At 35.3% G+C, this 12598-nt stretch carries 10 protein-coding genes; 5 read left to right on the forward strand and 5 right to left on the reverse strand.

The features are described 5' to 3' along the window. Nucleotides 1-32: 32 nt before the first annotated feature. Entirely contained in the window at nucleotides 33-1301 is a 1269-nt protein-coding gene (locus P5P90_RS01425; RefSeq protein WP_278035473.1) for an MFS transporter, read from the reverse strand. Further along, the gene (locus P5P90_RS01430) at nucleotides 1288-2847 is read right to left on the reverse strand and encodes a glycoside hydrolase family 10-like protein (RefSeq protein ID WP_278035474.1); all 1560 of its coding nucleotides are present in this window, start codon (nucleotides 2845-2847) and stop codon (nucleotides 1288-1290) included. The genes P5P90_RS01425 and P5P90_RS01430 overlap by 14 nt, the downstream gene beginning before the upstream one ends. Nucleotides 2848-3088: 241 nt before the next feature. Here P5P90_RS01430 and P5P90_RS01435 point away from each other — a divergent pair, with 241 nt between their 5' ends. The 4 genes from P5P90_RS01435 to P5P90_RS01450 all read left to right on the forward strand — a co-directional run bounded on the left by P5P90_RS01435 (nucleotide 3089) and on the right by P5P90_RS01450 (nucleotide 7483). Continuing rightward, nucleotides 3089-5299: an FAD-binding and (Fe-S)-binding domain-containing protein gene (locus tag P5P90_RS01435; protein WP_278035475.1), complete on the forward strand. Its 2211-nt coding sequence runs from the start codon at nucleotides 3089-3091 to the stop codon at nucleotides 5297-5299. Further along, nucleotides 5271-5999 carry a (Fe-S)-binding protein gene (locus P5P90_RS01440; RefSeq protein ID WP_278035476.1) on the forward strand — a complete coding sequence of 243 codons (729 nt, stop codon included), beginning with the start codon at nucleotides 5271-5273 and terminating at the stop codon, nucleotides 5997-5999. The genes P5P90_RS01435 and P5P90_RS01440 overlap by 29 nt, the downstream gene beginning before the upstream one ends. 208 nt (nucleotides 6000-6207) lie before the next feature. Then, entirely contained in the window at nucleotides 6208-6870 is a 663-nt protein-coding gene (locus P5P90_RS01445; RefSeq protein ID WP_278035477.1) for a hypothetical protein, read from the forward strand. 151 nt (nucleotides 6871-7021) lie between these two features. Further along, nucleotides 7022-7483, forward strand: a complete 462-nt coding sequence (locus P5P90_RS01450; RefSeq protein WP_278035478.1) for a VOC family protein — start codon at nucleotides 7022-7024, stop codon at nucleotides 7481-7483. Between the two features lie 74 nt (nucleotides 7484-7557). Here P5P90_RS01450 and P5P90_RS01455 read toward each other — a convergent pair whose 3' ends face one another. After that, nucleotides 7558-9729, reverse strand: coding sequence for a S9 family peptidase (locus P5P90_RS01455; protein WP_278035479.1), 2172 nt, complete (start codon nucleotides 9727-9729; stop codon nucleotides 7558-7560). A 289-nt stretch (nucleotides 9730-10018) separates the two neighbouring features. Here P5P90_RS01455 and lpdA point away from each other — a divergent pair, with 289 nt between their 5' ends. Then, entirely contained in the window at nucleotides 10019-11422 is a 1404-nt protein-coding gene (gene lpdA, locus P5P90_RS01460) for a dihydrolipoyl dehydrogenase (protein ID WP_278035480.1), read from the forward strand. A 65-nt stretch (nucleotides 11423-11487) separates the two neighbouring features. Here lpdA and P5P90_RS01465 read toward each other — a convergent pair whose 3' ends face one another. Further along, complete coding sequence (locus tag P5P90_RS01465; RefSeq protein WP_278035481.1) at nucleotides 11488-11868, reverse strand: DoxX family membrane protein; 381 nt, start codon at nucleotides 11866-11868, stop codon at nucleotides 11488-11490. Nucleotides 11869-12181: 313 nt separating this feature from the next. Further along, nucleotides 12182-12505 carry a DUF4349 domain-containing protein gene (locus tag P5P90_RS01470; protein ID WP_278035482.1) on the reverse strand — a complete coding sequence of 108 codons (324 nt, stop codon included), beginning with the start codon at nucleotides 12503-12505 and terminating at the stop codon, nucleotides 12182-12184. Between the last annotated feature and the right edge of the window lie 93 nt (nucleotides 12506-12598).

A 12598-nucleotide genomic window follows, 5' to 3' on the forward strand; every position in this document is an offset into this window, starting at 1 on the left:
TCATCCGTTTCATCTGTGTTCCTAAAAAATTGTTACTCCGTTTTCTTCCCGAAATCCTTTGGATAAATCAAGAAGCGCGATAAAATAATTCCCGGAATCGTAGCCAATAATACCCAGATAAAGAAATTTCCATAACCTAAATATTCCTGAATGTAACCACTAGCCATTCCTGGTAACATCATTCCTAAAGCCATAAAACCAGTAGCAATCGCATAATGAGAAGTTTTAGATTCGCCTTCTGCTACATAAATCAAGTACATCATAAAAGCAGCAAATCCAAAACCGTAACCAAATTGTTCCGCAATAACCGTGATATAGACATAGTAAACAGAAGCAGGGTGAAAATGAGCTAGTAAAATAAAGCCAATAATAGGCAAGTGCATGGCTAAAATCATAGGGAGCATCCATTTGCCCAATCCATTTTTAGAAATGGCAATTCCCCCTAAAATTCCACCAATAGTTAGAGCCAAAACACCAAAAGTTCCATAAATAACACCTACATCTTGGGTAGTCAACCCTAATCCGCCCACTTTTATATCGTCAATCAGGAAAGGAGTCAACATTTTTAATAATTGTGATTCTCCCAAACGGAATAGTAAAATAAAAGCTAATATCAAACCAATCTGTTTCTTTTGAAAAAAGCTAGCAAAAACACTAAAGAAATTCGCTTTCGATTCTGAATTTTCGGATAGTTTGTTTTGGTTAGTTTCTGTTTTTGGCGTAGCAAAAAAGTTATAAACCGTAATCAAGGTCATTAATAACCCCACGAAAATCATGGTATATGACCAGGCTTTCTGGTTATCGCCATATTCTTGTTCCAAATAACCTCCAATGATTACTATTAATCCGTTTCCGGTAAGCATTGATAAACGGTAGAAAGTACTTCTGATTCCTAAGAAAAAAGATTGCTGGTCTTTGGTTAAAGCCAAAAGATAAAAACCATCACTAGCCACGTCATTGGAAGCCGAAGCAAAGGCAGCTACCCAAAAAATAGCCAAACTGATCATGAAAAATAGATTGGTAGGAATAGTAAAACCAACAATTAAAAAGGCAATCGAAATTAACAGTTGCATGCTTAAAAACCATTTCCTTTTGGTAGAATACAATTCGATAAACGGACTCCATAGTGGTTTGATTACCCAAGGTAAATAGAGCCAGCTGGTGTACAGACCAATATCTTCATTGGAGATTCCTAGATTTTTGTACATGATTACCGAAACCGAAATAATAATAGCATAGGGTAATCCAGAAGCAAAATTTAATAATGGTATCCAATACCAAGGGTTATTATCTGTCTTCATTTGTTTTTAGGTTTTTATTGTTTGCTTTTAATAAAGTGGCTTGGCTTTCATTTCCAAAATAATCAATAAAAGTTAACGCACAATTATTGTGTTTTTCCAAGTATAATTTGGGGATATCTACGGTAATATTGTCACTATTATTTGCTACGTGAATTTTATCAATAATTTGGCTTGGATTAGTAATGTCGATTTGGTTTTTATGCGTTGCACCATATACCATCACATATCGAATTTTACTTTGCTTAGGGAAATCCAAAGTTACAATTGTAGTAGGACTTTGGTTGTTGATATTGGTGATAATTGGCGTATCCAAAACTTCTTTTCTTGAATTTGGAACTACGTAAGGCAAAGCTGGATATTGGTACTGATTGTCCTTCAATAATTGGGTAACCGCATTGTTTTTATTCACAAACCATTTGGCACTAAAAAAAGCATTTCCGTTAATATTATTAAAACCACGTGTTAAATCAATTTGGTTAGGAATTTCAGTAGGATTAGACCAATTTTTATCCGAATCATTATTAATCTTGTAGCTTCCGTTTCCTATGTATAAAGCGGTGTTGTTATTAGTATTTTCAGCCCACCATTTGGCTAACTTCGCATAAGATGCTTTAGGATGATCGATGCTCCAATACAATTGTGGTAATAAATAATCGATATAATTGCCTTCCATCCAAGCCATTGGATCGGCATATAAATCATCATAATTGGTTTGTCCTGCCTGCGTGTCAGAACCTTTTGGATCTACTGATTTGTTTCTCCAAACACCAAACGGACTAATACCAAATTGAACCCAAGGTTTTAAATTTTTGATTGCGGTGTAAGTGTTTTTTAAATAGGTGTTCACATTGTCACGACGCCAATCTTCACGACTTAGTCCTTTTCCATATTTTTTATAGGATGCTGTATCGTTAAATTCCAATCCTTTTATGCGGTACGGATAAAAATAATCATCAAAATGTACTGCGTCAATATCATAATTGGCTACAACTTCTTCAATAACTGTTATTAAATGTTTTTGAACTTCAGGTAGTGCAGGGTTGTAATAGTATTTATCACTGTATTTGATCATCCATTCCGGATGTTTAATTACATCATGATTTCTGTTTAACTCGGCTGTATTTAAATCCATGGTTGCTCGGTAAGGATTGAACCAAGCGTGAAATTCAAAACCTCGATTGTGCGCTTCTTCAATCATCCATTCTAAAGGATCATAATAAGGTGATGGAGCCTGTCCTTGTTTACCCGTTAAATATTTAGACCAAGGTGCTAGTGTGGTTGGGTACAAAGCATCACCTGATGTTCGTATTTGTACAATAACCACATTGTAGTTTAGTTTTTTATAAGTATCTAAAATTTCCAGAAAATCAGCTTTTTGTTTGGCTACCGAATCTGTATTTTTAACTGGCCAGTCAATATTGGCTACCGTTGCAATCCAAACAGCTCTGAATTCATTTTTAGGTTTTAAACTTTTTTGTTCTTGGCTGTAGCCATTATTTAGTACTAAAACAGAAAGAAATAGGCAGAAAAGGTTTTTAGGATTCATGAAATGATATGTTTTTATAAAAATCAAAAATAGTTTTTTTAGTGACTTTAAATGGATAAAATTGGATTAAATTTAGTTCTCTTTTACAACTTCAATTTCTTTGCCAAAATAAAACAACTATTTTTTTCTTGATAAATAAAACTTTCGACGGGAGTGGAAGACAGTTTTAAATACGGAAATTTTATATTTGTCAATTCATTTTATAAAACCGTATTCAAAATACACAAAAGATAATTCGATTATGTCTAATTCACACGCTTTAGAGCAATTGGCTGGTTCTTTAGAAGGAGATCTTTTTTACGATAATTTACATAAAACCTTATATGCTACGGATGCTTCGGCTTATCGTATCATTCCTCAAGCAGTCGCCTTGCCTAAATCGGTGGAGGACATCGTTCGATTGGTGCAATTTGCGGTTGCTAACAAAACTACCCTGATTCCCAGAACCGCAGGAACTTCCTTAGCGGGACAAACTGTAGGGAACGGAATTGTGGTGGATGTTTCGAAATATTTTACCAATATCCTTGGTTTTGATGCTGAAAATAAAACCGTTACGGTACAACCAGGGGTTATTCGCGACGAATTGAATTTATACCTAAAACCTCATGGCGTTTTTTTTGGACCGAATACGTCAACATCTAATCGTTGTATGATTGGGGGAATGGTGGGGAACAATTCTTCGGGTACGACTTCCATACGCTATGGGGTAACCCGTGACAAAATTGTCGAAATCAAAGCCGTTTTAGCTGATGGTTCTAAGGCGGTTTTCAATACTATAACTTCGGCTGAATTTATCGAAAAAACCAAAGGTGATTCCTTAGAAAGTGCTATTTATAGAAAATTGTACGAAGAATTATCTAATGAGGCGAATCAGCAAGAGATTAAAAACGAATTTCCAAAACCTGAAATTCACCGTCGCAATACCGGTTATGCCGTAGATGTGTTGCTGAAATCGGATTTGTTTGGCGGAACAGAGCCAACCATCAATGTGGGGAAACTCCTTTGCGGAAGCGAGGGAACGCTTGCTATTACTACCGAAGTCACCTTAAAAGTTGACGATTTACCGCCATCGAATAATATCATGGTGGTGACGCATTTTGATAATATTCAGGAGAGTTTAGAAGCAGTAGTGGTGGCGATGAAACACCATTTGTACACCTGCGAAATGATTGATGATACCATTTTGGATTGTACCAAACACAATAAGGAACAGAGTAAAAACCGCTTTTTTATACAGGGTGAACCCAAAGCAATTATGATGTTTGAGGTGGGTTCTTACATCAGTATGGAAGAGGCCGAAAAGCAGGCAGATGCTTTAATCCGAGATTTAGAAGCGAATAATTTTGGTTATGCTTCGCCAAAGTTATACGGAGCCGATATTGAAAAAGTAAACGAATTGCGTAAGGCAGGATTGGGACTTTTAGGAAGTATTGTAGGTGATGACAAAGCAGCCGATTCGATTGAAGATACTGCTGTAGAATTGAGTGATTTACCCAATTATATTGCCGATTTCTCTGCAATGATGGAACGCCACGGACAATCGGCGATTTATTATGCGCATGCGGGTGCGGGCGAATTGCACCTGCGTCCGGTGTTGAATTTAAAAACCAAAGAAGGCGTTTACCAATTTAGAAATATCGCTACCGAAGTGGCTATTTTGGTCAAAAAATACCGTGGTTCGCTAAGTGGTGAGCACGGCGACGGAATTGTGAGAGGGGAGTTTTTGCCTTTTATGATTGGTGAAAAGAACTATGAATTATTAAAAAGAGTTAAATTGGCATTCGACCCGAATTCGGTGCTGAATATGGGGAAAATTGTCAATGCCTTGAAAATGGATGAAAACTTCCGTTTTGAAGCAGGCAGGGTAGAACCGGATATCAAAACCATTCAGGATTTCTCCGATAGTTTAGGGATTTTACGTGCTGCCGAAAAATGCAACGGTTCCGGCGATTGTAGAAAAATGCCTTCGGCGGGAGGAACTTTGTGTCCAAGTTACCGTGCTACCCGCGATGAAAAAGATACTACTCGTGCGCGTGCCAACGCTTTACGCGAATATTTGACGCATTCGGACAAGGAAAATAAATTCGATCATAAGGAATTATACGAAGTTTTTGAATTGTGTGTGAGTTGTAAGGCTTGTGCCAGCGAATGTCCTTCGAATGTAGATGTGGCGACTTTAAAAGCCGAATTTTTATACCAATACCAAAAAGCAAATGGTTTTTCATTGCGTAACAAATTATTTGCTAATAATGCCAAAATGAATAAGATGGGAAGTCTTTTTCCGTCCTTGACTAATATTGTTACGAATCTTTCTTTGGTAAAAAAAGCGATGGGAATTGCTCCGGAACGCGAAGTGCCACATTTGGCCAAAATGACTTTCAGAAAATGGCTGGAGAAAAACGGAAAAAACAAAAGCATTAACAATGGCAAAAAAAGTGGTGTTGTTTTGTGATGAATTTACCAATTATTATGATGTCAATGTAGGGATTGATGCTTTTGAACTATTGACGCAATTGGGCTATGAAGTCATAATTGTAGACCATGAAGAAAGTGGAAGAGCTTATTTGTCAAAAGGATTCCTGGAAGAAGCCAAAATGCTGGCAGTAAAAAACGTGGCTACTTTTGCCCCAATCATTACCGAAGATTGTCCGCTTGTAGGGTTGGAACCTTCGGCGATATTGACTTTTAGAGATGAATATTTGCGTTTGGCGGAAGATAAAGATGCCGCACAAAAATTAGCCAAAAACGTCTTTACGATTGAAGAGTTTTTCAAGAAAGAAATTCTGGCGGGACGTATTCATGCAGGACAATTTTCGACAGCTGAAAAACAAATTAAAATTCACGGACACTGCCACCAAAAATCATTAAGTGCTGTTGAAGCTACTTTTACGATGCTGAATGTGCCTAAAAACAACACCGTTACCATTTACAACTCTGGTTGTTGCGGAATGGCGGGGTCTTTTGGTTACGAAGTCGAGCATTACGACATTAGTATGAAAATGGGTGAGGACACCTTATTCCCTAAAATCAGAGCTACCGAAGCCGATGTTGCCATTGCAGCAGCAGGAACTTCTTGCCGCCACCAGATTTATGATGGTACCAGCCGCGAAGCACAACATCCGGTAAGTATTTTAAAAAGCTGCCTGAAATAGGTTTCCAAACGTCAGTTCGAGTTTTTTGTGAAATGAAATGGAACAAAAAGTATCGAGAACCTTTTTTTATGAAATACAAAAGCTATGCTTCGAAAGGAGTGTAGCTTTTTTGTTATGTAAGAAATAAGTTTAAATTAGTTGTAAGTATAGTCGAGATTTTCATACTATTGCAAATGATTATGTTTATTAGTTTTAAATTTTTTTAAAAATGGCAAAATCTATATTTCAAAAACATCAATCAGAAGAGTTGAATAAACTTTATTTGAAAAAGAATTATCAGGGAGCAAATCCTAATGATGCTAAAATTCTTTTTGTTGGTAGAGATCCCAATTGGGCTTCAGATATCGAAACTATGAGATTATTCAGGTATATTTCAGAGTATTTGACTGACGGAGTAAGTTTTTGGAATAAATATAAAATCCATCATCCGTTTTTGCTTCCAAATTATAAAGGAGATGGAAAGAGATATCATAAAATCTTTTCAAAATTAAATATCGAAAGTAGTTTTTCTAACAAGATATCATTTGTTGAATTAATTGGCTTTCCAACAACAGGGAATGCAAAATCAAACAATAAGCTTTTTTTAGAATATCTGACATCAGATGCTAATAGAAATCATTTGATTGAATTGGATTCATTTTTAAATGATATTGAAAAAATAATTTTTATTGCTTGGGGACTTATAGATGATCTAAAATACTTAAATAGTAAAACTGGATTGTTTAAAAAAATTGTTCAAATGAATAAAAGCAAAATGAGTATTAGCGAATTAAATAAATATGAGAATATATTCATACATCGACATTTTTCAGATGCAATTAGTAATTCAACACTTGACAAAATGTCAATAATCCTAAAGGATAATTTATAGAAAACCAGTCCGCTCGGATATGTTCAACGGTCGATTAAGCTAGTTCAAAAACATCAAAAACCACAACCAACAAAGTTGTGTTTTTTTTTATTAATTTTAATAGAGGCTAAATGTATAGAAGTCTACTGTTTACTAATAAAATAATAATCCCATGAGCAAAATAATTCCCAATTTATGGTTTGATGGCACTGCCAAAGAAGCCGCTGAATACTATGTGTCCATTTTCAAAGATGGAAAAATTATAAAAACTACTTATTACCCAAAAACGGAAGCGGAAGGTCTGGCAGATTTTCAGAAAGATTTTGCTGGCAAGGTGCTTACAGTAGAGTTTGAGATTTTAGGTATGCGATTTATCGGGATCAATGCGGGGCCGATGTTTCAGTTCAATGAGTCAGTTTCGTTTATGATTCCTTGTAAAGATCAGGCTGAAATTGATTATTACTGGGATGCACTCACGGCCAATGGAGGTCAGGAAAGTGTGTGTGGCTGGCTGAAAGATAAATACGGCTTAAGCTGGCAGGTATGTCCTGAGAATTGGGAAGAACTAAACAAAAAGCCTAGGGCTTTCAAAAGAATGATGGGCATGAAGAAATTAATTATCGCTGATTTTTGAGTTTCTGTTATAATCATAAAAAATCCCGTCTTGTTAAATCTAAACGAGACGGGATTTTCAATTTTATCTAAATATTATTTCTTTAAATGCACATTAAAATAATCAGCAATTTTAGCATACATATGAATTCTGTCATAACCACCTACATTGTGTTCGTGGTTAGGGTATAAGAAGTAATCTACTTGTTTTCCTGCTTTGATACAGGCTTCAACAAAGTTCATACTATGTTGTTGTACTACCACAGGATCCTGAGCACCGTGGATGATTAATAATCTTCCTTTTAGATTTTTGGCTTTGTCTAATAAAGAAGTTTTAGCATAACCTTCTGGGTTTTCTTGTGGGGTATCCATGTATCTTTCACCATACATAATTTCGTAATATTTCCAATCAATTACTGGTCCACCGGCAACACCTACTTTGAATGTATCGGCTTGGTTGGTCATTAACGAAGTAGTCATGAAACCACCAAAACTCCAACCAAAGATTCCAATTTTATCAGCATCCACAAATGATTTGGATTTTAAGAATTCAATTCCTTTCATTTGGTCGGCCATTTCGTTCACACCCAATTGTCTATGATTCACATCACAGAATTTTTTTCCACGATTATCACTTCCACGATTATCCATGGTGAAAACAATATATCCCTGTTGCGCCATGTACAAATCAAAATAACCAGCGCCAGTTAACCATTTGTTGCTAACTAATTGTGCATGCGAACCACCGTATAGATACACCATTACGGGATATTTTTTAGTGGCATCAAAATTAGCCGGATAAATAATTCGTCCGTGTAACGGTGTTTTTCCGTCAGCTGATACTAAATCGACCATTTCGATTTTTGGTAAATTGATTTTTCCTGAAAAAGGATTGTCAGCCTTTATTAAAACGGTCGCTTTCGAAGGATTTTTAGCATCCAGAATCGAAATTTCATTTGGCGTAGTGGTGTTGCTGTATTGGTCTAAAATCAGACTTCCATCTGAAGAAACAGAAGCAGCATGCACTCCAGAAATAGTGGTTAATTGTGTTGTTTTTCCTGATTTTAAATCTACTTGGAACAATTGCTGTTCTAAACCTGAATTTGTCACTCCAAGATAATTGATTTTGCTGGCTGTAGCATCAAATCCAAGAACTTGTTTTACAATAACATCTTTGTAACCAAGATTTTTTAAAAGTTTTCCATCGGTATTGTATAAATACATTTGGTTGAAACCTAGGTTATCGGTTTGGTAAATAAATTGTGATGGATTGTTTGGAACAAATGTCAAGGCGTGTTGTGGTTCTACCCAAGTTGCTGCTTTTTCTTCGAATAAAGTTTTGACAAAAGCACCAGTTTTCGCATCATATTTGTTTAATTTTAGATGATTTTGCTCTCTGTTTAATACTCCAATATAAATAAATTTACCAGTAGGTTCCCAAGTAACCATCGTTAAATATTGTTCTTTAGGTTCGCCAGTTTGGATAGTAATGCTTTTTTGTGAGGCTACATCATAGACTACAACGGTAACATTTTCGCTGGTCATACCCGCCATTGGATATTTGATGTTATTGTTTACTGCTTCGCGTTCGTTCCAGTTGATAATTGGGTAATCACCAACCATTGTTTCGTCTTTTCGATAAAAAGCCAATTGACTTCCATCAGCGTTCCACCATATTCCGTTATCGATTCCAAATTCCTGACGGTGCACGTAATCGGAACCATTTACAATTCCTTTGTTAGTGTCATTAGTTACTTCAAGTACTTTTCCGCTAGGAGTTGTAATGCGAATGTTGTTTTCTTTTGTCCAAGCTACATTGTCGTTTGAGGCTATTTTTAGTTGTCCAGCATCATTTGGAAGGATTACTACAGTAGTTATTTTTTTGCTATTTACGTCAAAAGTTACTTTGTAATTGTTGTTTTTCCCTGTTACCTCAGTATCAAATGAAGTAGTGTTCTTCCATTTAATTTCGTAAGGAAACATTCTTAAACTAAAAACATCTGTTGGTATTTTGTCTTTAAGCGCTGCTTCAAATTCAGATTTGGTAGCCAAAGTGGTGGCTTTCCAGCCGTTTTGAGCGCTTTTTTCTAATAAAGTTGCATAATCATTACTTAAAAAGCTAATGGATTTGCTGTCTTTTCGCCATTGTTGGGCTACTTGAGTGATTGGGGCGTATTTTCGAGGACCTGTTACTGTTTCTTCAATGGTTAAATTTTGAGCCATTGCAAAACTACCCACTAATAAAAACCCTAGAATGTGTTTTTTCATCAAGCTTGATTTTTTAAATTAAGGAAACAAAAATAACAAATTGACTCGGAGTTTAATCTTTTAATTATCCTAACTATTAGCTGGAATCTGTTATATTATTGTTAAAATTCAACTTTTATTTATGGCTTTGTTTGAAGATAAAGCAATCGGATTCAGTGGGTATGCTTTTTTAGTGCAATGTTTATTTTTGTTGATTTATAACAAAATATCCTAAACTTTAAAGTTTAAACCAGTAAGAATTCCTTAATTTTGTCGCTCAATATATAAAAACATACAAAAAAAATATACTATGAATTCATTTGACGTAGTCGTTATAGGTTCGGGACCTGGAGGATATGTATCAGCGATTCGTTGTGCGCAACTAGGTTTTAAAACAGCTATTATCGAAAAATATTCCACTCTTGGAGGAACTTGTTTAAATGTAGGATGTATTCCTTCTAAAGCTTTATTGTCTTCTTCTCATCACTATGCTGAAATTGCTCACTTTGCAGAGCACGGTATTGAAGTTGCAGGAGAGGTAAAAGTGAATTTAGAGAAAATGATTGCTCGTAAAAAAGCAGTCGTAGATCAAACTTCTGGTGGAATTAACTACTTGATGGATAAAAATAAAATTACTGTTTTTAATGGTTTAGGTTCCTTTGTAGATGCCACTCATGTTGCTATTGCTAAAGCTGATGGAACATCTGAAACTATTGAAGCAAAACATACTATCATTGCTACTGGTTCTAAACCATCTTCATTGCCTTTTATCAAAATTGATAAAGAAAGAATTATTACTTCTACAGAAGCTTTAAGTTTGACAGAAGTGCCTAAACACCTTGTAATTATCGGTGGAGGAGTTATTGGTATCGAGTTAGGACAGGTGTATTTACGTTTGGGAGCTCAAGTATCGGTAGTGGAATTCATGGACAGAATCATTCCAGGAATGGATGGTGCTTTGTCTAAAGAATTGACTAAAGTCTTGAAAAAACAAGGAATGAAATTCTATACTTCTCACAAAGTACAATCTGTTGAAAGAGCAGGGGATGTTGTAACAGTGAAAGCAGAGAATGCAAAAGGTGAGGTTATTACGCTTGAAGGAGATTATTCATTAGTATCAGTGGGTCGTCGTCCTTATACTGACGGATTGAATGCTGAAGCTGCAGGTGTTAAAATCACTGAAAGAGGTCAAATTGAAGTAAACGATCATTTGCAAACTACCGCTTCAAATATTTATGCAATTGGTGATGTAGTTCGTGGCGCGATGTTAGCGCACAAAGCAGAAGAAGAAGGAACTATGGTTGCTGAGATCTTAGCGGGACAAAAACCACATATCGATTATAATTTAATTCCAGGTGTTGTTTATACTTGGCCAGAAGTTGCCGCTGTTGGAAAAACAGAAGAGCAATTAAAAGCAGAAGGTGTAGCATACAAATCAGGAAGTTTCCCATTCAAAGCTTTAGGTCGTGCAAGAGCAAGTGCTGATTTAGATGGTTTTGTGAAAATCTTAGCGGATGCTAAAACGGATGAAGTTTTAGGTGTTCACATGATTGGAGCAAGAACAGCTGATTTAATTGCGGAGGCTGTTGTAGCAATGGAATACAAAGCTTCTGCTGAAGATATTTCAAGAATGTCTCATGCGCATCCAACATTTGCGGAAGCAGTAAAAGAAGCGGCATTAGCAGCAACTGATAACAGAGCGATTCACGTTTAATAAACGCTGTTTTTAGATATAAAAAAGTCCCGAGTTTTTATTCGGGACTTTTTTTTGATTAATTTTTAACCATTCATTTTGAATAAACCTTCGTAATTGTGCCAGTGGCTGTAAATAAGAAATATATTGCCTGCAAAGACTGCAATTGCTATAGGTAAATCTGTAGGTCTTAGAAAATAATTAATTAATAAAATATTGATGATAACAGGAAAAATTACAATGTTAGCAAGAGTAGTAAATTTTCCTGTCAAGAATGATAATCCACACAAAAATTCAACTGATTTTGCTAATGGCATTAAATAAGTTGAGGCAATTAATCCAACTTGAAAAGCTTTGAAATCACCTGTAGTAGCTGGTTCTGGATTGGAAAGGACAAAGTAACTAATAGAAGTACAAAGAAACATGGCTCCCATGAGCGTACGAACAATAAGGGTTGCGATTTTCATGATATATAGGGTTTATGGGTTAGCAAGTCAAAAAAAATCTGTGCGGTTTGTCTCTTTCATGTTGGTAAAAACTCTCCCTTGGTAACCGTATTCCATCAGAAAAACGAATTGTTATTACAATCAAAGTTTGGGGCTTATTGTATTTTGTTTTCTGTGTATCGTAAATTTACAAAAAAAATAAACTGAATTTTCAATTTTAAACAATTATTGCAAGAATATTTGTTAATATAATAATTAATACACAGTTGTTTAGATGTAAATGTGAATGTTTTCTTTAGTTGTTTCTTTTTTCCTTTTGTGTTTTTTATTGAAATTATTCTTTAGAATTATATTTCTTAAATAAAAACCAAGCAGCTATTCCAATAATGAAAAACCACCAAATTTGTAAAAGGAAAACAATAATATCGAGCAAAACATTCCATCCTGTTTTAAGAGAATCAATTATACGGAAACCAAGATTAGGTTTGTAATCATTGTAATCTTTAGTGTTAGCAATTAATTCTTGTTTAAAAGTTTCGCTTTGGTAAATTTGGATTGTTAAGGTGCTAAAATTGATTTGGTCTTGAAGGGATAAATTTTCAAGTGTAGCGGCATCTTTTTGTTCTTTTTGGTTTGCCAAATTATTTTCGGCATCCATGATGTCGTTGATTTTTTTACCTTTTGTATCAATCGCTTATTCAACTCTTTTTTCTTTAGTAGCACTTCTTTTTTGCGAAAGTTGATTGGCGAG

The sequence above is a fragment of the Flavobacterium nitratireducens genome (assembly GCF_029625335.1).
GTDB classification, from domain to species: domain Bacteria; phylum Bacteroidota; class Bacteroidia; order Flavobacteriales; family Flavobacteriaceae; genus Flavobacterium; species Flavobacterium nitratireducens.

Bases quoted from the DNA above. Each gene is read 5' to 3' on its own strand.
- P5P90_RS01445 (WP_278035477.1), top strand. From the start codon at position 6,208: ATGGCAAAATCTATATTTCAAAAACATCAATCAGAAGAGTTGAATAAA.
- P5P90_RS01435 (WP_278035475.1), top strand. From the start codon at position 3,089: ATGTCTAATTCACACGCTTTAGAGCAATTGGCTGGTTCTTTAGAAGGA.
- P5P90_RS01455 (WP_278035479.1), bottom strand. From the start codon at position 9,729: ATGAAAAAACACATTCTAGGGTTTTTATTAGTGGGTAGTTTTGCAATG.
- P5P90_RS01425 (WP_278035473.1), bottom strand. From the start codon at position 1,301: ATGAAGACAGATAATAACCCTTGGTATTGGATACCATTATTAAATTTT.
- P5P90_RS01450 (WP_278035478.1), top strand. From the start codon at position 7,022: ATGAGCAAAATAATTCCCAATTTATGGTTTGATGGCACTGCCAAAGAA.
- P5P90_RS01465 (WP_278035481.1), bottom strand. From the start codon at position 11,868: ATGAAAATCGCAACCCTTATTGTTCGTACGCTCATGGGAGCCATGTTT.
- P5P90_RS01470 (WP_278035482.1), bottom strand. From the start codon at position 12,505: ATGGATGCCGAAAATAATTTGGCAAACCAAAAAGAACAAAAAGATGCC.
- P5P90_RS01440 (WP_278035476.1), top strand. From the start codon at position 5,271: ATGGCAAAAAAAGTGGTGTTGTTTTGTGATGAATTTACCAATTATTAT.
- lpdA (WP_278035480.1), top strand. From the start codon at position 10,019: ATGAATTCATTTGACGTAGTCGTTATAGGTTCGGGACCTGGAGGATAT.
- P5P90_RS01430 (WP_278035474.1), bottom strand. From the start codon at position 2,847: ATGAATCCTAAAAACCTTTTCTGCCTATTTCTTTCTGTTTTAGTACTA.